This is a genomic window from Myxococcus guangdongensis (assembly GCF_024198255.1).
In the GTDB taxonomy this organism is placed as follows: Bacteria; Myxococcota; Myxococcia; order Myxococcales; family Myxococcaceae; genus Myxococcus; species Myxococcus guangdongensis.
Genome location: NZ_JAJVKW010000007.1, coordinates 39,666 through 60,180 on the forward strand (window position 1 = coordinate 39,666; position 20,515 = coordinate 60,180).

General features: G+C 68.7%; 11 protein-coding genes. 8 read left to right on the top strand and 3 right to left on the bottom strand.

Annotated features, from left to right (window positions below; all coding sequences use genetic code 11):
* The first annotated feature begins 162 nt into the window (after positions 1-162).
* From LXT21_RS45415 to LXT21_RS22175, 4 genes are all read left to right on the top strand, one after another.
* Positions 163-4,698 carry a cytochrome-c peroxidase gene (locus LXT21_RS45415; protein ID WP_254040166.1) on the top strand — a complete coding sequence of 1,512 codons (4,536 nt, stop codon included), beginning with the start codon at positions 163-165 and terminating at the stop codon, positions 4,696-4,698.
* 265 nt (positions 4,699-4,963) lie between these two features.
* Complete coding sequence (locus LXT21_RS45420) at positions 4,964-6,823, top strand: SBBP repeat-containing protein (protein ID WP_254040167.1); 1,860 nt, start codon at positions 4,964-4,966, stop codon at positions 6,821-6,823.
* A 761-nt stretch (positions 6,824-7,584) separates the two neighbouring features.
* A complete protein-coding gene (locus LXT21_RS22170) occupies positions 7,585-8,403 on the top strand; it encodes an N-acyl amino acid synthase FeeM domain-containing protein (protein WP_254040168.1) in 819 nt (272 codons plus the stop codon).
* 77 nt (positions 8,404-8,480) lie between these two features.
* Positions 8,481-9,182 carry an iron-containing redox enzyme family protein gene (locus LXT21_RS22175; RefSeq protein ID WP_254040169.1) on the top strand — a complete coding sequence of 234 codons (702 nt, stop codon included), beginning with the start codon at positions 8,481-8,483 and terminating at the stop codon, positions 9,180-9,182.
* Positions 9,183-9,231: 49 nt separating this feature from the next.
* On the opposite strand, the gene LXT21_RS22180 is transcribed toward LXT21_RS22175, so the two are convergent.
* A complete protein-coding gene (locus LXT21_RS22180) occupies positions 9,232-10,326 on the bottom strand; it encodes a helix-turn-helix transcriptional regulator (RefSeq protein ID WP_254040170.1) in 1,095 nt (364 codons plus the stop codon).
* 146 nt (positions 10,327-10,472) lie between these two features.
* Complete coding sequence (locus LXT21_RS22185) at positions 10,473-11,366, bottom strand: LysR family transcriptional regulator (RefSeq protein ID WP_254040171.1); 894 nt, start codon at positions 11,364-11,366, stop codon at positions 10,473-10,475.
* A gap of 118 nt (positions 11,367-11,484) precedes the next feature.
* On the opposite strand from LXT21_RS22185, the gene LXT21_RS22190 reads away from it, so the two are divergent.
* The 3 genes from LXT21_RS22190 to LXT21_RS22200 all read left to right on the top strand — a co-directional run bounded on the left by LXT21_RS22190 (position 11,485) and on the right by LXT21_RS22200 (position 14,972).
* A complete protein-coding gene (locus tag LXT21_RS22190; protein WP_256571899.1) occupies positions 11,485-12,633 on the top strand; it encodes a saccharopine dehydrogenase NADP-binding domain-containing protein in 1,149 nt (382 codons plus the stop codon).
* A 97-nt stretch (positions 12,634-12,730) separates the two neighbouring features.
* The gene (locus LXT21_RS22195; protein ID WP_254040173.1) at positions 12,731-13,372 is read left to right on the top strand and encodes a hypothetical protein; all 642 of its coding nucleotides are present in this window, start codon (positions 12,731-12,733) and stop codon (positions 13,370-13,372) included.
* Between the two features lie 157 nt (positions 13,373-13,529).
* Positions 13,530-14,972, top strand: a complete 1,443-nt coding sequence (locus tag LXT21_RS22200) for a serine hydrolase domain-containing protein (protein ID WP_254040174.1) — start codon at positions 13,530-13,532, stop codon at positions 14,970-14,972.
* Between the two features lie 81 nt (positions 14,973-15,053).
* On the opposite strand, the gene LXT21_RS22205 is transcribed toward LXT21_RS22200, so the two are convergent.
* Positions 15,054-16,346, bottom strand: a complete 1,293-nt coding sequence (locus tag LXT21_RS22205; RefSeq protein WP_254040175.1) for an adenylate/guanylate cyclase domain-containing protein — start codon at positions 16,344-16,346, stop codon at positions 15,054-15,056.
* A gap of 957 nt (positions 16,347-17,303) precedes the next feature.
* Here LXT21_RS22205 and LXT21_RS22215 point away from each other — a divergent pair.
* Positions 17,304-20,372, top strand: coding sequence for an error-prone DNA polymerase (locus LXT21_RS22215; protein WP_254040176.1), 3,069 nt, complete (start codon positions 17,304-17,306; stop codon positions 20,370-20,372).
* The last annotated feature ends 143 nt before the right edge of the window (positions 20,373-20,515 follow it).

The window sequence follows — 20,515 nt, forward strand, 5'->3', positions numbered from 1 at the left end:
CCAAAAATCAGCCCGCCGGCGAGAGCCCCTGGTTGCATGCAATCCATGTATGCCAGAGTTTTCTGAATGCCCGGTTCCACATCTCGTGTTGTCGTCCACCGCCTCGCCGCCTGTCTCGTCACGTTGCTTTCGCTCGCGGGATGTCGGGAGGGCGATTCGACGGTGGCGCCACCGTCGGAGGTCGGGCGCTCATCCCTGCCGCTGACGGGCTCGGCCGCGGAGGGCCTGCCGTCCATCGCGCTGCGAAACGCGCTCGTGACGCAGCCCTTCGCGCCGGACCTGCTCACGCCGGATGGCCGGTTGGGGCTCGTGTTCGAAGGGACGCGGGTCCGCTTCATCGCCTTGGGCGACCCTTCCGTCGACGTGCTCTCCGGGGTGCCGCGCTTCACGGCGGGCATGGCGCAGGGGGAGAGCCTGCTCACGCTGCTGCCCGGGACCACGGCGCGGTCGGGAGATGTGTCGCGCTCGGATGGGACGACGTGGTTGCTCGCCTCCGCGTCCGTGACGCCCCGGTTCCAGTCCGGACAGGGCGCGCTGGTGATGGACCCGCGCTACTCGCCTTCGGGCAAGCCTTTCCCCACGGGCCATCCCGCCAACTGTCTCGACGCGACGGTCGCCACGCGCGACGCGAGCGTCTCCCTGGGTGGCCGGTATGACTGCTATCGGCTCCTGCACTTCCAGCCCTTCACCGCGTCGGTGAACGGCGATGGCTCGGTGGCGGTGCCTGTCTATCAGGCGGAGCTCGTCGTCGTGGTGGACGCGCGCCGCCCGGACACCGCGACCGGCGGTGTGGCGAGACTGCCAACGCCTGGCATCATGTGGGGCACGTACCTGTCTTCGTTCCAGCTCAGTCGCAGCGCTTCGCCCTCCAGCTTCTACACGTGGGGACAGGAGCTGAGCGCCACCGCGGATGGACGGTTGCTGGTCTCCGAGGGCGGCCGGTGGGCCTACAACGAGACGCCCTGGAACCCGGCGACCTGGACGCGGCAGCGGGAGCTCGGCGCGTTGTACGAGAGCGTCCTGCAAGACGTCGACGGGCTGAAGAACGTCTGTCGTCACCTGGTGTCGGGCGCTCCCTCGTGTACCGCGGCCCAGGAGGAGCCGTTCGCGCGCGTCTACCCGCTGGCCGCGCATCCCTTCTACCTGGCGGATGGCACCCGGCGTCTGGACGGCGGGCTGCCCACGCACCTGCGATGCGGTTACACCTGGGTGACGCCTGACGGGACGGATGTCTTCTGTCGTCCCAACCCGGCGAACAACGCGTCGGTGCAGCCGGCCGTCGCGTTGGAGCTGCCGAACGGGTTCGAGCGCTCCACGGGCATGCACACCTTCGCCATCGGGCAGCACACGGCCTGGATGTTCCAGCGCTTGGACAGCACCATCAACAGCCGGCGCTTCAACCCGGAGTGGGCCGTCTCGCCCCCCAATCCCAGTGAGCCCGTCCATCGCGCGTTGTCGCCGCTGCTGCTGAACACGGCGACCGGCTTCTGGGCGGAGAATCGCACCGGGGCCGCGCACGCGCTGCCGTTGGACCGACGGTGGCCGGTGTTCCAGTTCATGAGCCAGGACGACGGACTGCGCACGGCGTCGGGCCCGGCCTACGCGGCCCTGGGGTTGGTCCCGGAGTCCAACAACGGCGGCATGTGGACGAACAAGCACTACTGGGAGGCGTCGTTCGCGTGCGCCGTGAATCCCAGCTGTCTGCTCCACCTGCCGATGAACGAGCTGTTCTATGACCCGAGCTCCTCGCTGCTCGTCCCGCGAGCCCTCCGGCGCACGCCCGATGTCTCCGGCAACGCGCACTTCGCCGACAGCCAGGGCGGCGCGATGCCCTACGTCTACCCGTACGTGGGCGAGTTCGTCGGCGCGGTCCGCTTCATCGGCGAGGTCTACGGCGTCAGCGCCGACGAGCGCTACCTGTCCGGCTTTCGCGGGACGGGCGTGAGCCTGGGCGCCACGGGCGCGGTCTCCGTGCGGGCGGATGGCTTCGATGCGCCTTTCTGCGCGCGCAACAAGGGCTGCCTGACGGGGCAGGACTTCTCCGCGTCCGGCTTCACCGCGGAGCTGGCCTTCCTGCCGCTCTTTGATGTCTCCTCGTCGGACCTCGTCGTCGCCCGACACAACGGCTTGTGGCGACTGTGGCTCCAGGCGGGAAGCCTCTATGCGACGATCGAGTACTCCGTGGCCGGCGCGGCGCGGACGCACACCCTGGGGCCGATAGCGGTCTCCCAGTCCTCCTCGCTCACGGAGTCGCCCGCGACGCAGGCGTCGAAGTGGGTCCACGTGGCGTTGCGTGTGGACCCGAAGACGCGGCGCTACAGCCTGTGGGAGAGGGGCGCGTTGCTCTCGCAGGGACAGTTCGAGGCGGGGGCGACCTTTCAGGGGACGGTGGTGGAGGGCGAGGCCCTGCGTGTGGGGCCCGGTGCCGGTGGCTGTGTGGGGTGCCCCGCCGAGGACGCGTTCTTCATCGACGAGCTGGTCTTCCACGCGGCGCCGCGACCCGACGACGAGCTGGCCGCGGCGGCCGCGAGGTACGCCGGGCGCACGGACCTGCTGACCGCGGCACAGGCGCGCACGTTGCTCGCGCGTTACTTCTCCATCACCAACCCGCGCGGACTGCAGCTCCAGGCGGACGGGTTCCCGCGCCATCTGCGCGCCGAGGACCTGCGCATCCCCAGTGTCTTCAGCGCCTTCCTCACGCAGGGGCGTGAGGTGGCCTTCGCCCAGCTGGTCGACCTGGGGCAGCAGCTCTTCCAGTCGCCCGGGTTGGCCCACCATGCGCCGGGGGAGGTCCGCAAGCGGTGGGGAAGCGAGGTCCCTCTCGCCTGCGCGACGTGCCATCGATTGGATCGCTTCTTCACCGATGGGCTCGTCACGGGGATGGGCGCGGGGCCGGAGCCGCTGCTCAACGTGCCCACGTTGGTGAACCGCGCGCTGGCCACCCACCACGGCGCCACGCGACGCTCGGCGAGTCTGTTGGACGCGGTGGTGGAGGCCATCGAGGACCCCGGGCAGTCGCGCGCGAGCGTCGAGCAGGCGCTGGCGTACATCAATGGCTCACCTGAGCTGCGCTCCCGGTTCGAGGGCCTCTTCGCCGAGGCGCCGGTGAGTCGTGAGCGTCTCCAGCAGGCGCTCGCGGCCTTCCTGCTCGTGCAGCTCCAGGTGGAGTCCCTGGCGGACGCGGTGGCCGTCGCCGGCAAGCCCGTGGTCGACCTCCAGGGCAACCTGTTGCGAGCCGAGCAGGTGAGGTTGGGGAAGGAGCTGTTCCAAGGCAAGGCGCGGTGCATCGCCTGCCACGGTGGCCCCAACTTCTCCGACGAGCTCGCGCACGACACGGGCACGGATGACACGGGGGGATCGCGGCCCGTGGCCTACAAGACGCCCACGCTCTGGAACGTGGCGGAGACCGGGCCGTACTTCCACACCGGGAGGGCGGCGACCCTGCGCGACGTGCTCGACTTCTACAACCGGGGAGGGCACGCGCACCTGGGCGCGCTGGGTGGCCTGCGCCCGGTGGACCCGCAGCTGCGTCCGTTGGCGCTCGACGAGCGGGAGCTGGTGGCGTTGGAGGTGTATCTGCGCTCGTTGCGAGACGCGAGGCCGGTGCTGGCGGCGAACTTCGAGGGGCTCGCCTTCAGTGACCATGGACCCATCCCGGGCATGGTGTGCACGGCCATCACCGAGGGCTCGGACAGCCAGGGCTGGGATGACAACTATCTGTGTGCGCCTCAGGACCAGGGCTTCGTGTGGAGCAACGTGGGCGCTGTCTCGGGGATGCGCTGCACGCAGGTGCACGAGTCCGACGAGCCGTCGTCGAACGGCTGGGGGAACAACTACCTCTGTGTGCCCGAGGCCTCGCCGTTGCGGCTCTCGTGGTCATCCGCGGGCCCCGTGTTCAACAAGGCCTGTGTGCGCTTCCAGGAGCCCATCGAGAGCTACTCCTGGTGGGACAACTACCTGTGCCACGACGCGCCGTTGAAGGTGCGCTTCAGCGCGGCGGGCCCCATCGCGGGGATGACGTGTACGCAGATGCTGGAGACGGCCGATGTCGCGGGCGGCTGGTCGGACAACTACGTCTGCACGAACAAGGAGATCGGCCTGCGTTGGTACTCCTCCACGCCGCCGGCGTCGGCCGGGCGTTGCACGCCGATTCGCGAGCCGGCGGAGCCGTCTTCGACGACGTGGAACGACAACTACCTGTGCGTGCCCCCGGAGTCGCCGGCCGTGTTGTCGTGGTTCTACGATGGCGCGCGTTCGGAGGCGGGGCTCACGTGTACGGCGTTCCTGGAGCCCGAGGATCCTCACACGTGGACGGACAACTACCTGTGCTACCGCGAGGAGCCGCTGACGCTCGAGGTCCGGTTCGCGGGAGCGCCGTCGACGATGACCTGTACGGCACTCGACGAGCCCTCGGACCCTTCGGGCACCTGGTACGACAACCACCTGTGCTCGGACCGCGACCTCCAGTTGACCTGGAGCTCCACGGGCCCGGGTGGCAGCGGAAAGCGTTGCACGCGCGTCTTCGAGCCGAGCGAACTCTCCGGGTCGGGATGGGACAACAACTACCTCTGTGTTCCCAGCACGTCGCTGCTCGACTTCCAGTGGTCCCATTCGGGAGAGATACCGGGGCGGACCTGCATCTCCTGGGCGGAGCCCGCCGAGTCGTCCGCGTGGGCGGACAACTATCTCTGTTATTGACCCGCAGCGGGCAGCGGGGCGGGGAGAGAGCCGTGGAAAGTGGAGACGGCTGACGCGGGCATGCCGTCGTCGAGACATTGTGCAGGCCGTGCGGGTCAGAAAAGACCAACAGACCGCGATGACCGACGCGTGGGACACCGTCGCGGTCGCGAAGCGCCTGGCGTCGTAATGAGAGGCGTCACCTCACGTCAGTCTCACGGAATCGAAGGCGTCCGGTTCGAGCGCATCGTGTGCCTTTGCATGCGACGCTCAAGGAGAGACAACCGTGAGACCTTTCAACATCATCCGAAATACCCTCATGACGAGCACCCTGCTCGTCTTATCCCTCCCCGGCTGTCAGGGGCCAGACGCCCCCGATGTCGTCAGCCCTCCGGAAGAGACAGGCACGACGTCCCAGCCACTTGTCTGCGGCACCATCGTCCCGGTGATGACGGGGCCCACCACCCCCGGTGGGAGCGTCGTCCGCTCTGGCGTCTATTCCGCCGCCTACGAGGCGTGGATGGCCTTCGACAACTCCAGCAGCTACTGGGTCTCCGAGGTGATGCAGACTCCCGCCTGGATTGGCTACCAGCCCGTCACCACCACCACACTGCACCGCTACGCGCTCGTGTTCCACAACGGGGCTGCCCACACCGCGCGCGCACCGAAGGACTGGACGTTCCAGGGCTTCAACGGCTCCTCCTGGGTGGTGCTCGACACGCGCAACAACCAGACGAACTGGGCGGGCTACGAGCGCCGTGAGTTCACGCTGTCCTCGCCCGCGACCTACGTGCGCTACCGCCTGCACGTGACGGACGACAATGATGCGGCGCCGGGCGTCCACGTCGTCTCCCTCCGGACGCTGGAACTCATCACCTGCGTCAACGATGGGGTGACCAACCCCGTCTCCACCCTGTGGACGCAGACGTTCGGAGCCACGGAGGCCAACACCCAGGTGATGGACCTGGCGGGAGACTCGACGGGGAACACCTACGTCACGGGCTACACGGGGGGCGCCCTCAACGGCACGCCGATGGTGGGCCTGCTGGACTCGTTCCTCCAGGCCCGCAATGCGGGCGGAACCCTCCTCTGGTCCAAGCCGATTGGCGCTCCGGAGAACTTCGCCCTGGGCTACGGCATCGCGACGGGCCAGGTCTCCGACGACGTCTACGTGGCGGGCTATACCGCCGGCTCGGTGGACGGCACGCCTGTCATCGGATCGCCGGATGCGTTCGTGACGAAGTACAGCAAGACGGGCGTGCGCCAGTGGACGCGACAGGTGGGGGGCGCGGGGTTCGCCACGGAGGGGTATGACGTCGCGGTCGACGCTTCCGACAACGTGTTCCTCGTGGGGGTCGCCGAGGGAGGCCTGGACGGAAACACGCGCGTGGGCAACCGGGACATGGTCGTGACGAAGTTCGACACGGCGGGCAACAAGCTGTGGACCCGGCAGACCGGCGCCGCGGGCAAGAACACCCAGGGGCGGCGCGCGGCGACCGACGCGGCCGGCAATGTCTTCGTCTCCGGATGGACCGAGGGTGGAATGGACGGCAATGCCCTCATGGGCGTGCAGGACTTCTTCGTCGTGAAGTACGACTCCGCCGGCAACAAGCTGTGGACCCGGCAGCTCGGCTCGAGCGGCAACACGGTGTGGCTGTATGGCTCGGCGACGGATGCGGCGGGGAATGTCTATCTGACCGGCCAGAGCGGCGGCGGCCTGGATGGGAACCCCAACACCACGGCGGCTGGAGACGTCTTCCTCAGCAAGTATGACACCTCGGGGACGCGGCAGTGGACCCGGGAGTTCAGCGCGACGAATGGCATCTTTGCCTCCGGGATCTTCATCGACGCGTCGGGAATCTACGTGAGCGGTGGAGGCCGTGGTGACGTGGGCAACCCCTCCAACACCACGTACAGCGTGGCGCACAACTACATCGCGAAGTTCGACACGGCGGGCACCCGGCAGTGGGTCCTCCAGCAGAACCCGGCGATGGCGGCGGGAGCACCGGCCCCCGTCTATAGCAACGGCGTCAGTCGCGCCTCCAGTGGGGCCTTCTACCTGGGCGGGTACACCAGCGGAAACTTCAATGGCAACGTGCTCTTCGGAAACACCGACGGGTTCGTGACGAAGCTGCCGGCGCAGTGAACGAGTAAGGGCGCGGGGTCCCAAGGTCCCCGCGCCCTTTTCACACGAAGCCAGGGCGGCCCGACACGCGGCCGCCCTCACTTCAGCAGGGGCCTGGGGGGCGTTGACCCGTCTCCAGGCTGTTCTGGTAGTCCACCGGCTCGTCAGCCACCCGGGTGATTACTGCCCGAAACACTCCCACCTGAGCCTGGACGTCTGCTCGCAGATGCACACCCCGGGCGCGGTGCTGCTGAAGCAGCACTGCACCTGGACCCCAAACGAGCCGCAGGCCCTGCCGCTATAGGCAGAGCACCGAGGCAGGGAGTCAGGACAGGACGGGGGCGGCGGACACGCATACGTCGTCCCATCACACGTCACACCCACGTTGTTCGTCGCGGAGCAGGTGGTCGTCCCTGCCGGACAACTCACGGTGCCCGTGGGACACGTGGCCGAACACGCCGTGAGCTCCTCGGACGACACCGCGAGCTCCTCGACCGCGCCGCCCTCTACCGTGCCACCGCAGCCGAGTGACGACAGACCCAGGAACACAGCCACCAACAAGACATGACGCATCATCGACCTCTGGATACGGGGTTGAGTGCTCCTCCTTCAGCTCGGGTTGTGGGTCGTGGAGAGTCGCCTAGTGAGGCGCGGCGCCATCATTCATCGGAAGCGTGCGGGGCCGCCAGCGCTCCGCCAGCGTCGAACTCGGGTCTCCTGTGACGAAAGGACGTGAGAGGGCGGTGAGACACCGACCCTCTCCGCTACCAGGAGGGGTACCCATGACGTGCAGACACTGGAACTGGCGCTGGCGTGTCGCCGCCACCCAGAAGGAACTCGATGACGTGGCTCGCATCCGCTGGGCGGTCTTCGGTGGAGAGCTGGGCTTGTTGTCCGAGCAGTCCGCGGTGTCCCGGCGGGAGGTGACGTGTGTCGACACGCTCGACACCACCGTGCACGTGCTCGTCTATGCCGGCGACGAGCCGGTGGCGACGATGCGGGTGGCGCTGCCCAACGCGGAGGTGGCGGCGAACCTGGGTGGGAAGGTGGGGCTCGAGATGGAGCAGCGGGTGGACCTGTCGGGGCTGCTCCGGCCGGGCCGGGTGGTCGCGGAGCCCTCTCGCTTCTGTGTGTTGCCGAAGTGGCGGCGCTCGGAGGCCGTCACGTGGCTGCAGGCGGGCATGTACGCGGAGAGCCGTCGACGCGGGGTGACGCACTGGATTGCGTCCGCGAACCTGGAGACGGACTCGCCCGAGGACGCGCGCCTCGCGTGGTGGGTGGCGGCGCGGCGAGGATGGCTGAGCCCTCACTGGCGCGTCTCCGTGTCCGAGCCTTCCCGGGCCCCGGGGCAGGCTCGCAGCCCCTTCTACACGCCCGAGGAGCGGGCCCTCGCGGCGCGAGGACAGTGGGAGGGGCTGCGATTGCCCCGGGCGCCCGCGCTCTTCGCCAGGACGATGGGCGCGCGCTTCATCGCCGAGCCCCTCTACGACGCGTATTTCCAGTGGTTCACGCTGCCGCTCGTCATGGCGCTCGATGAGATTCCGACGGACTCCCTGGCGCGCTTCCACGCGCTGGAGCACGGCGTGAGCCTGGCCGCCTAGTCGGTAGCGGTTGCTTCCCTTCACCTTCAACACGCAGCGACCGGGAGCCCCCTGGGCACCGGATACAGGAGACGTACGTGCACACCCAGACGACGGAGAACCCCGTGGGAACGAATTGGTTGGCGGCGCTGGACGCGGAGGCGCGAGGACTGGTGGCGGCGGTGGACGCGCAGCCCGACGCCCGACGCCTCCTCGAGGGCACCCTCGACAAGGCGGGCTACATCCACTTCCTCGTCCAGACGTACCACTACGCCCGCTGGAGCACGCCCATCCTCGCCGAGGCGGGCGTGCGCCTGCGGCAGCAGGGCCGGCTCCCGGTGCTGGCGGCGTTGCTCATCCAGAAGGGCGAGGAGGAGCGGGGCCACGACCGGTGGTTGCTGTCGGACCTGAAGAACCTGGGGTGCTCGGAGGCGTCCGTGGAGTCGGCGGTGCGCAGCCCCGCGGTGAAGGCCTATACCGGGTGGAACTTCTTCACCTCCCGCGCGGGCGTGCCCACGGCGGCGCTGGGGACCGCGTACGTGCTGGAGTACCTGTCACAGACGCGGGCGGGCGTGTGGGCCGAGCGACTGAAGACGGTGTCCACCATCCCCAACATCCACAAGTCGGTGACGTTCCTGCGCAGCCACGGGGCGCTGGACGGAGACCATGTGGCGGAGATGGAGCGGCTCTTCGCGGGACTGACGGAGCCGGAGGACCAGGAGGCGATCCTCTTCTCGGCCCGTGTCGCGCGGTGCGTCTACCCGCGCATCTTCCGTCAGGGCGGTGACCTGTCGAGGTAGCGCCCCTCGCTCGTGAGTCGCAGGCGCCTCCCGTTCGCGGTGGGGCGCCTCACACCGGCTTGCTGAGGAGGGCGAGCTGGTAGAGGAAGTCCGCGCGGTCGTCGACGCCCAGCTTGCCGAAGAGGTTGCGCACGTGGGTCTTCACCGTCTGGTCGGAGATGCGGAGGTCATCGGCGATCTGCCCGTTGGACCAGTTGCGGAGCACGCCCTTCGCGATGTCGAGTTCGCGGGCGGTGAGCTCGCGCTGCATGTGCAGGGGCAGGGGGATGGAGTGGGGGAGCTCCGTCAGCAGGAGGGCCCACTGGCGGGGGCCGTCATTGGCGGGCAGCTCGATGAACCGGCACGTGCGGTAGCCATCGCGATGATTGACGACCCAGAGGTTCTTTCCGAGCCGCTCGTCCGCGTCCATCCGGCGCAGGGCGTCCAACTTCTCCTTGAAGTCCACTGGGAGCCCGGAGGCGTGGAGCTCCGACGACTTGAACCAGCGCTCCAGCAGGTAGGTGGCGTGCTGGGAGCGGAACACCTCGCGCCTGGGCGGCTCCAGGATGATGAAGGCCGAGTCGTTGCGCTGATAGAGCTCTTGCAGGAGCTGCGCGCCGGCGGTCATGTCCTGGAAGTCCTGGCAGTTGCCGAGGGTGTTCGCGAAGTGTCGGGTGAGGCTGGAGAGGGCGGTGATGCTCTGGGTGGGGAAGGGGGAGCGCTGGTGCCGGTAGAACGCGAGGGCGCCGACGAGGCCCGGGCGGATGGGCACGAGGACGGCCATGATGTGTTCCAGGGGCTGCTCCAGCTCCCGGCTGCGTTGATAGACGAGGGTGCGCTCGTAGTCCCTGCGTGAGAGCAGTTGCGTATCGCAGATGGGGACCCCGGGCTGGGCGAGGATGGGTTCCCGCAGGAAGTCGTGGTCGACGATGCCGGCATACTCCTCGAGGATGGGGATGCGGTGGCCGGGGACGTGCCAGCGGAAGTCGAGCGAGGGCGCGATGCGCATGAGGCACAGGGCCATGGCGTCGGCCTGGACGAACTCGAGCATCGACTTCCGACTGGCTTCGAGGACCTTCGGGACGGAGCGCTCGCTTCCGAGGGCGATGATGGCGTTGTCCCTGACCGCGAGCTCACGAGTGTTGAAGTCCGTCGGATTGAACATCCACCCCTCCTGATCAGGCCACCCCCGTGGGGTGTGCCGGCATGTCCTTCATCCATACATAAGTCCGGGCTGTAAATCTGTCCCTCACCCCACAGTGGTATGGACAGACGCCTCGGAGCGGCCACCGACACCGAGTCGGCGAAGACTCAGTCCCGGGTGTGTGGGAAGAGCGTGGCGACGAAGTCGAGGAACACTCGGGTGCGAGAGGGTAGGTTTCGGTCGGGTGGATGGAGGACGTGGATGGCGCGCGTCTGGGTTGCGTGGGTCGCCAGCACCTCGACGAGCGCGCCGGAGGCCAGGTCGCGAGCCACCATGAAGTCGAAGAGCCAGGCGATGCCGAGCCCCAACAGCGCCGCATCCCGCAGCGCGCCTCCGTGGTTGATGTGGAGGCCCGCGCGAGGCGCCATCGACACGTCGGTGCTGCCTTTCCGCAGGCGCCAGGGAAGGGGCCGGCCGTCGCGCATGAAGCCGAGGCAGTCGTGGCGTGCGAGGTCCTCGGGCGTCGTCGGCGTGCCACGGCGCTCCAGGTAGCGAGGTGAGGCGCAGGCCAGCAGTCGAGCCTGGGTCAGCTTCCTCGCCACCAGGGTCGAGTCCTCCAGCGCCCCCAATCGCAGATGGACGTCCGCGCCTCCGGTGACCGGGTCCGTGACTTCATCACGGAGCGTCAGGTGCAACGTGAGGTCCGGGTAGCGAGCGAGGAAGCGGGGCAGGGCGGGGACGAGCACCAGCTGTCCGATGACCTGTGGCGCCTCCACACGCAACACGCCGCTGGGGCGGACGCGGGCGCGGGACAGGGACTCCTTCGCTTCACCCAGCTCCGCGAGGATGCGTTGGCAGCGTGCATGGAAGTCGCGGCCATCCTCGGTGAGGCGCAGGGCGCGCGTCGTGCGCTGGAAGAGCTTCACGCCGAGCTCCTCTTCCAGCCGGGAGATGCGACGGCTCACCGCGGACGCCGTGAGGTGGAGCTTGCGCGCGGCGCGGGTGAAGTCGCCCTCCTCGACGACTCGGACGAAGGCGTCGATGTTGGCGAGCGAGTGCATGGGGCTTTCCGAGGCGGCATTCGTGCCCGGGACGCATGAATGTCGTTCCCGGACTTCACTCGCACTCTAGCGGAGCTGGCGGCACAAACCGGGGAGGGCGTGGGTCCGTTTGGCGCGGATGGCCCCGGAGGTGTTCATGTCGAAGCAGGTGCTCATCGTGGGGGGCTACGGACAGGTGGGACAGGCGGTGGCCAAGGCGCTGGCGCCGGAGTACCCGGGCCGGGTCGTCATCGCTGGACGGAGCCGGGAGCGCGCGGAGGCCTTCGCCGCGAGCCTGGGGCACGGCTCTCGGGGGCTGGCGCTGGATGTCCAGGTGGAGGGCGCGGCCGCGCGGCTCGAAGGCGTGGGGCTGGTCGTCATGTGCGTGGACCAGGAGCAGGACACGTTCGTCCGTGCCTGCCTGGAGGCGGGCGTGGACTACGTGGACGTGACGGCGCGCCATGCCTCGCTCGTGGCCTTCGAGCGGCTGGACGCGGTGGCGCGACGTTCAGGTGCCACCGCGGTCCTCAGCGTGGGGGTGGCGCCGGGGGTGAGCAACGTGCTCGCCGCGCGGGTGGTGGCGGGGATGGAGCGGGTGGAGCGCCTGGACCTCTTCGTCCTGTTGGGCGCGGGGGATGCGCATGGTGACGCGGCCATCGCCTGGACGCTGGACCAGCTCGACACGCCCTTCGAGGTGCTCGAGGAGGGGCGTCCGCGTCGCGTGCATGGCTTCAGCGAGCGGAGCTGGGTGCAACTGCCGGGTGAGGCGACGCCGCGCGCGGGCTGGCGTTTCGACTTTCCGGACCAACACACGGTGGCGCGGACCCTGGACCTCCCCACGGTGTCCACGTGGTTGAGCGTGGATCCTCGGTGGCTCACGGGCCTGTTGGCGCTCGCGGTCCGGCTCGGAATCGGACGGGTCCTTCGCCGCCCCTGGCTTCGGCGCGCGGTGATGTGGCTGCTTCACCGGGTGCGGATGGGCTCGGATGTGTGCGCCGTCGTGGCTCGCGCTCGAGGGTGGAGCGCGGGGCACGCGGTCACCCGGGAAGGTGTGCTCCAGGGACGTCGTGAGGCGGCGCTGACGGCGTGTGTGGCGACGGAGGTCGCTCGGGAGTTGCTGCGCGGCCCTGGCCCCGGAGGTGTGCTGCAGCTCGATCAACTCCCGGGTCGGGAGGCGCTCCTTCAGCGCGTGGTGGCCGCGAGCCCTGGAGCGCGGTTGTCCCTCCCTGAATCCGCGCGCTCTGGCGTTGGCGCGGCGGTGTTTGCGGTGCGGCCAACGCCTTCTTAGAGAGGCCCTCAGCCGCGCAGTGCTCGGACGTTTCCGGGCGTCCCCCGGCGAGTGGTCGCGCGGCGCGAACGCCACTTCGCCCTCACGAAAGCAACTCATGAACCGTTACATCGCAATTGCCGCAGTGGGCCTTGCCGCGTCCGTGCTCACCGCTTGTGGAGATGACGCCGAGAAGAAGCCGGGATCGTCCACGGAGGCGACAGAGGGCTACGCCTTGAGCGGCCAGGTGACGTCGTTGGTGCCCGCCATGGTGCCGGGGCGAAGCAAGGTGGCCATCGCCTGGGACAACTGGATGGGGTCCGGGGATGTCATCACCGTCCAGGGCAACCGCCTGCTCACCGGGAGCCTCCCTGGTGCGTTCACGTTGACGCTGGAGGGCGCACCTCCGACGGTGGCCCTCAACGATTTGAATCCCGGACTGCTGGGCACGGGGTACTTCGCCGTCTACGACGACGTGGACGGTGATGGCGTCATGGACCTGGATGACGACGAGGCGCTCCAGGGGCTCTCCATCCACCACGCGGTGCTCTACGTGCCGGAGGTGACGGAGGACGTCCTGGCGTGGCTGCGCACGAGGGGGCTGGTCACCAACCTGGAGGCGCTGAAGCCCGGCTTCAACATGGCGAAGGGTGTCTGCCGCGAGGACCAGTCGTTCGACGCTCTCGAGATCATCCCTGTCGAACCGGTGGAGGTGCTCGGGGGTGTCGACCTGAGCGACGGGTGCCTCAACATCCACTGAGCCGAGGCTCCGTGGAGCAGCGGGAGTGAGGTGCTCCATGCGACGCGGAGCAGGTGCGTCGCGTGGGGCTTCAGGTGCGCCTGTTCGCTCACCGTGCATTGACCCTGCGACAGGGTGCTCCTTAAGGTGCGTGCTCACCTCTGGAAGGATCACCTGGATGCATCGCCAGCTTGTCGCCGCGCTCTTCTGCGTGCTCGCCGTTGCTCCGATGGCCGCTCCGGCGGCGAAGACGGAGCTGGCCACCCGCCTCGACGCGCAACTGGAGCGCAACCGCGAGCGCTACGGTATCGCCGGACAGGCCGTGCTGATTCGCCACAACGGTCAGCTCGTCTATCGAGCAGCGAATGGCGAGAAGGACGTCGAGCGCCACGCGCCTGTCTCGACCGATACCGTGTTCAACGCCTATTCGTTGGCGAAGCTGCTGGCCAGTACGTTGGTGATGCAGTTGGTCGAGCAGGGCCACGTCGATTTGGATGCACCGGCCAGCCGCTACGCGCCCGACCTTCCCGCCGCGTGGAAGGCGATCAGCGTGCGCCACTTCCTCGACCACAGCTCCGGTGTGCCGGAGTACTTCGAGAATCACGAGGGGGCCCTGGTCTCGAAGGGGTATGCGGGGCTTGCCCCCACTTTGGAGACAGCGCTCGCCGGTCTGGCGGACACTCCGATGCAGTTCGCCACCGGCAGCAGCAATCGCTACACCCAGACGAACTTCCTGGTGCTGACCGCGCTGCTGCAAGCGCATTACCGGCAGCCCTATGCGGACATCGTGCGCCAGCGCATCCTGAAGCCATTGGGCTTGCGCAATACCTGGCTGGGGCCCTCGGGCGTGCCCGCCGCGCGTCTGGCCACCGCGTACATCGGCAAGGACGGCGCCCTGCGGCGGGAAGACGATATCGCGTGGCCGGCGTATGCGTTGGGTCATGCCAGTCTGCACACCACTGTGGGAGATCTCGATCGCTTCCTGCAGGCGCTGGCTGCCGGCAAGTTGGTGCGTCGGGCGACGCTCCAGACGTTGCTGCAGCCGCGGAAGCTCAGCACGGGCCGCGACAGTGGGTTCGTCGGTGGCTGGGAGTTCGGACAGAGCGGCGATTATCGGCTGATGAGCCACGACGGTGGCACGCGCGTGCGCGCGCGCCTGCTGTTCAAGGACTCGTTGGCCGGTGATACCTGGACGTTCGTCTATTTCACCAACGGCAGCGCGCGCAACGTCTGGTCACGCACGCTGGTGGACAGCGCCATGGCGCAGGTGGCCCCACGGTTGTTTCCGCGAGAGACGGTGTCCGAGCGCCTGTTCACCCATGCCCTCGCTGACGACGGCGCGGACGACACGGCGTTGAAGGCGTGGCTGCGTGACGGCAGCGGTATCGCCGCGGAGGCGTTGGAGCGGGCGATCAACGGCGCCGGCTATGCCATCCGTGGGAACCTGGGTGATCGCCCGGCGTTGAAGGTGTTCAAGCTCAACACCGTGCTCCATCCGGAGTCGGCCAATGCCTGGGACAGCCTGGCCGAATGCCACGCCGCGCTGGGCGATGCGACGATTGCGGCCGAGCTGTACGCGAAGTCGCGGCAACTGATCGAGGCCGCGAAGGCGAAGCCGTAATCCCGTGGCCCGCGAGACCTCGGTGCGCGATGGGCCACGGTGGAGCGGGGCGCGTCCATCCTGCGCTGAGCGAGGTTCCACTCAGCCGAGCGGGGTGATGCTCGGCTTCTCCACGGCAGGCCCCGCCGGTAGCGCGATGCCCGTGGCGGGCACGAAGGTGGCCACAGGCTCGCTCTTTCCCTTCACCGGCACAGGGGGCGCGGGGGACCAGGTGAAGGTTTCTCCCGCCGTTGCACGCGTGGTCGCGGACACGAGCAGGGGTGTTCCGACCTGCTTGGTGAGCCCTTCGATGCGGCTGGCCAGGTTCACCGCGTCACCAATCACGGTGTACTCGCGCCGCTGGGGGCTGCCGACGTCCCCCACGACGACGCGGCCGGTGTGGATGCCAATCCCGATGTGCAGCGGCTCCTCGCTCCTCGCAACGCGCTCCACGTTGAGCGTCGCCAGCACGTCGAGCATCTCCAGTCCGCACGCCACGGCCGCGCGCGCATGGTCCGGGTGGTCCAGCGGCGCGCCGAAGTACGCGAGGATGCCGTCTCCGATGAACTTGTCGAGCGTCCCGCCATGGCGGAACACCACCGCCACCATGCGCGACAGGTACTCGTTGAGCAGCGTGACCACCTGGGGGCTGTCCATCCGCTCGGACATGGAGGTGAAGCCTCGGATGTCGGAGAACAGCAGCGTCACCTCGCGATGCTGGCCATTCGTCAGCCCCGTGCCTCGCTCGGCGATGTGGCGGGCCACCTCGGGGGAGAAGTAGCGCCCCAGCCGCTCACGCCGGGCTTGTTCGCGGGAGATGCCGTGCAGCAGGTGCTGGATGCGGTGCGTGGCGTAGGCGAGCGTCAATGCCGTGACGCCGAGGATGACGACGAGCACGGGGGCGAGGTTCCAGGCCGCGGGTGGGCCCAGCTTCATCAAGGTGACCGAGAAGCCCATGCCCATCACGGCGCAGAGCGCCACGGTGCCCACGTCCAGGGACAGCACCGACAGCGCGAGGAGCACGCAGTAGACGCCGCAGGACATGGGCCCCACGAGCTCGGCGGGCACTCCGGCCTGGAGGGTGACGTATTGCTGGAGGAAGACCATGGGCGCGTCCACCAGCGCCACGGCCAGGCCCGCATGTCGGGACCCGCGGGTGATGCCCGCCGCTGCCCAGAGCGCACCCGCGAGCACCAGATAGACACCCAGCGCCGCCGGGGAGGCGGGCCACGAGAGGCTCAGGCTCAAGCAGAGCCAGGCGAGCACGCCGACGAAGCGCAGTGCCCCCAGGCGGCGGGCCACACGAAGCCGTTCGTCGACGAGGTTGCGCTCGAAGGCGATGGACAGGTCCGGCTCAGCTGGGTCGAGGAGAGGCGTCACGAGCTGCGGCAGCATGTATTCATGACGCTACCAGAGCCCGCCTGGGCTCTTTTGCTCGTGAATGACGTGTTACCCGCCGTGTGTTTCGAGAGGGGGCACCGTCACCCTGGGTGATACCTTTGGTTTCAGTCCGAGGATGTGTGGACTGCGTCGGAGGTGTCTCCGCACATGCTGGGGGACGAGTCCGAGCTGGAGGCACAGCCCTCGTTGGAGGTGCCATCCACCCAATCTGCTATCCAGCCGCGAATGCCGGTGAGCTCGAGTTCACGTTGGCTGTAGATGCCGAGGGCCGCTTCAGCGGCGGCCTGTCGACACTTTCGCGCGTAACGGTAACCGAGGACGACTGCCCAGCCTGCGCCCAGGAGACACATCAGGACCGCCAGCACCACCGCTGCTTGAAGTACCCAGGTCATGGACACCCCCTTGAGAGCCACTCTATCTCAAGTTCACTCGGCCGCTGATCTCCGGGAAGCGCTGTCAACTGTGCATGGCCGCCTGGGCTGAAGAGTCCATCCCTTTCCGACCCAGTGACTGTCACGGGAAAGCCTATGTCCCCGTTACACATGAGAGGGAATCCCCCATCGATTGTACTCGAGCGCCGACTTGTAGCGCATCGAAGCGCACTCCGTTCACGATGACATCCATGCCGGGATGGTGGGAACACGTCCTGACCCGCTGACTCAGGCTTTCGATTCGCGGAAGGCTCCCGCAGAGCGGGCTTCGTCGGCGCTTCATCCACCGAGCTGCTCCCGCGCAGCTCATATGCCTCCAACGCTTCCTCGATGACGACCCCCACCACCACGACACCCACGACGATCACCGCGCCCACGACAATCTCGTCAAGGAGGCTCGGTTCTAGACGGGCCCTCCGGAAGCACGTGGAAACAGGGGAATCGAACCCACCGCGTCCCTCGCACGTCGAACGAAGATCCGACCTAGCGCCTGAACGGCTGGTCAGTGTCTTGATCGGGCGTGGACTACGCCGAGCTCGTGTGTCGCTCCAACTTCTCGTTCCTGCGCGGGGCCTCTCATCCGGAGGAGCTGATTGTCACGGCCGCCCGATTGGGACAGCGCGCGCTGGCGCTGACGGACGCGGATGGCCTGTACGGGGCCGTGAAGGCGCACCTGGCGGCGAAGGAGCACGGCGTGCGCCTCATCCTGGGCGCGGAGCTGACGCTCGAGGACGGGCCTCCCGTGGTCGTCTACGCGGCGGACGCCGGGGGCTACTCGAACCTGTGCTCCCTGGTCTCCCAGAGCCGGATGACGCACCCCAAGGGTGAGGCGGGGCTGCCCTGGCGAGCCCTGGCCGAACGCTCCAGCGGGCTCCTCGCGCTCCTCCCCGAGCCCGCCCCCCTGGAGCGCGTGGCCCCCCTCGCCGAGGCCTTCCCGGAGCGCTTCCACGTCGGCCTCTGCCGCACGCTGTCCGCAGGAGACTCGGCGCGCGAAGCGCAAGCCGTCGCACTGGCCCGCGACCTGGGGACCCCCCTGGTCGTGCACAACGACGTGCACACGCACCACCGTCGACGTCAGCCGCTCCAGGACGTCCTGACCGCCGTGCGGTACGGCACCACGGTGGACCGCGTGGGCACGCGCCTGATGCCCAACGCGGAGCGCACGCTGAAGGGCCCCCAAGAGATGGCGCGCCTCTTCGCGGACCGGCCAGACGCACTGGAGCGCACCGTGGAGCTGGCCTCGCGCTGCCGGGCCTCGCTCGACGACCTGCGCTACCGCTTCCCGGAGGAGGACCTGCCCCCGGGGCGCACCGCGGACGAGCACCTGCGCGCCCTGACCCACGAAGGGCTCACCGTGCGCTACCCCTCGGGTGTGCCCCCCGAGGTGGTGAAGCAGATCGAACACGAGCTGCGCCTCATCGCCGCGCTGGACTTCGCGGGTTACTTCCTCGCGCTCTGGGACATCGTCGGCTTCGCGCGGCGGCGCGGAATCCTCTGCCAGGGCCGTGGCAGCGCGGCGAACTCGGCGGTCTGCTACGCCCTGCAGATCACCGCCATCGACCCGGTGCGCATGGGCCTGCTGTTCGAGCGCTTCCTCAGCATGGCGCGCAAGGAGCCCCCGGACATCGACGTGGACTTCGAGCACGAGCGGCGCGAGGAGGTCCTCCAGTACGTCTACGAGAAGCACGGCCGACACCGCGCGGGCATGGTGTGCGAGGTCATCTGCTACCGGGGACGGCTGGCCCTCCGCGAGGCCGGCAAGGCGATGGGCCTGTCCCTGGACCAGGTCGACCGACTCTCCAAGGTCTCCGCCGCCCACGGCTTCGAGGTGACGCCAGAGGTCCTTCTCGAGGCCGGCCTGTCCGCGTTCGACCGCCGCGTCCAGCGCACCCTGTCCCTCGCCGCCGAACTGGAGGGCTTCCCCCGACACCTGTCCATCCACGTCGGCGGCTTCGTGATGACCCGCGAGCCCCTGACGCAGCTGGTCCCCGTGGAGAACGCGGCCATGCCCGGCCGCACCGTCATCCAGTGGGAGAAGGATGACATCAACTCCATCGGCCTGCTCAAGGTGGACCTGCTGGCCCTGGGCATGCTCACCGCGCTGTCGAAGTGTTTCGCGTTGATTCGCGAGCACCACGGCCGTGAGCTGTCATTGGCCACCATCCCCGCCGAGGACCCGAAGGTCTACGACATGCTGTGCGAGGCGGACACCGTGGGCGTGTTCCAAATAGAGAGCCGCGCGCAGATGAACATGCTGCCCCGGCTCAAGCCGAGGACGTTCTACGACCTGGTCGTGGAGATCGCCCTCATCCGCCCCGGTCCCATCGTCGGGAAGATGGTCCACCCGTTCCTGCGCCGGAGGAACGGCGAGGAGACGGTGGTCTACCCGAGCGACGCCGTGAAGGAGATCCTCGGCAAGACGCTCGGCGTGCCGCTCTTCCAGGAGCAGGCGATGAAGCTCGCCATGGTGGCCGCCGGCTTCTCCGCGGAGGAGGCGGACGGCCTGCGTCGCGTGCTCAGCCACAAGCGCGCGGAGTCGATGCTGCTCCAGTACCGCGGCCGCTTCGTGGAGGGCTGTCTGTCACGCGGCTACGCACGCGCCCAGGCCGAGGAGTGGTTCGACAACTTCCGCGGCTTCGCGCACTACGGCTTCCCCGAGAGCCACTCCGCCAGCTTCGCGTTGATCTCCTACGCGTCCAGCTGGCTCAAGTGCCACCACCCGGCGGCCTTCACCACCGCGCTCCTGAACTCCCAACCCATGGGCTTCTACGCCCCGCATACGCTGGTCGCGGACGTGCAGCGCCACGGCGTGGAGGTGCGGCCCGTCGACGTGCGCGTGTCCCGGTGGGACTGCACGCTGGAGGACGAGGGCAGGGCGCTGCGCCTCGGGCTGCGGATGGTGCGGGGCCTGGGCGAGTCCGCGGGCCGCCGCGTGGAGACGGGCCGAGGCGAGCACGGCTACACCGACGTCGGAGACCTGGCGCGGCGGGCCCGCATCCCCCGGCACGAGCTGACACGGCTGGCGCTCGCGGGCGCGCTCGCGTCGCTGAGCGGCTCCCGACGACAGGCCCTCTGGGACCTCCAGGCGCTGGGCCCGCTGGACTCGGATGACCTGTTCTTCGGCATGTCGATGGACGGCACGAAGGTGGAGCTGCCCTCGATGGATGTGTACGCGCGCGTCTGCGCGGACTACGACACCGTGGGCCTGTCCCTGGAGAAGCACCCGCTGGAGCTCGTGCGCCCGCTGCTGAAGCGGCAGGGCGCGGTGACGGCGGAGGGCCTGAAGACTGTGGCCTCCGGGCGCGCGGTGACGGTGGGCGGGATGATGATCTGCCGCCAGCGGCCTCCCACGGCGCGCGGCATGTGCTTCATCTCCCTGGAGGATGAGACGGGCATCGCCAACCTCGTGGTGCCTCCGGACGTCTACGAGCGCTGCCGCAAGGCGCTCCACGGGGCGCTGTTCCTGGTGGGGCAGGGCGTGCTGGAGCGCTCGGGCAAGGTGACGAACGTGAAGGTGAAGACGGTCTGGGGCCTGGAGGCCGCCGCCCGCCTGGAGCCCTCGAGCGAGCGGCGCCGCACGTCCGCTTGAGCCGTGCGTCGGCCCAGGACGCACTGTGAGTCCGGCGTCACTCCAGACACAGCGCGGGTGCCTGCATACCCCTCTGCCGAGGAGCCCGCGTACCGCCGCGACGCAGCCGCGTCCTCGTGGACCGCGTCCCTCGCGGAGGACCC

What these genes read in the sequence shown, in the direction of transcription:
- LXT21_RS22195 (WP_254040173.1), top strand. Translation starts at nt 12,731, where the DNA reads ATGAACCGTTACATCGCAATTGCCGCAGTGGGCCTTGCCGCGTCCGTG.
- LXT21_RS22185 (WP_254040171.1), bottom strand. Translation starts at nt 11,366, where the DNA reads ATGCACTCGCTCGCCAACATCGACGCCTTCGTCCGAGTCGTCGAGGAG.
- LXT21_RS22200 (WP_254040174.1), top strand. Translation starts at nt 13,530, where the DNA reads ATGCATCGCCAGCTTGTCGCCGCGCTCTTCTGCGTGCTCGCCGTTGCT.
- LXT21_RS22205 (WP_254040175.1), bottom strand. Translation starts at nt 16,346, where the DNA reads ATGCTGCCGCAGCTCGTGACGCCTCTCCTCGACCCAGCTGAGCCGGAC.
- LXT21_RS22190 (WP_256571899.1), top strand. Translation starts at nt 11,485, where the DNA reads ATGGCCCCGGAGGTGTTCATGTCGAAGCAGGTGCTCATCGTGGGGGGC.
- LXT21_RS22180 (WP_254040170.1), bottom strand. Translation starts at nt 10,326, where the DNA reads ATGTTCAATCCGACGGACTTCAACACTCGTGAGCTCGCGGTCAGGGAC.
- LXT21_RS22170 (WP_254040168.1), top strand. Translation starts at nt 7,585, where the DNA reads ATGACGTGCAGACACTGGAACTGGCGCTGGCGTGTCGCCGCCACCCAG.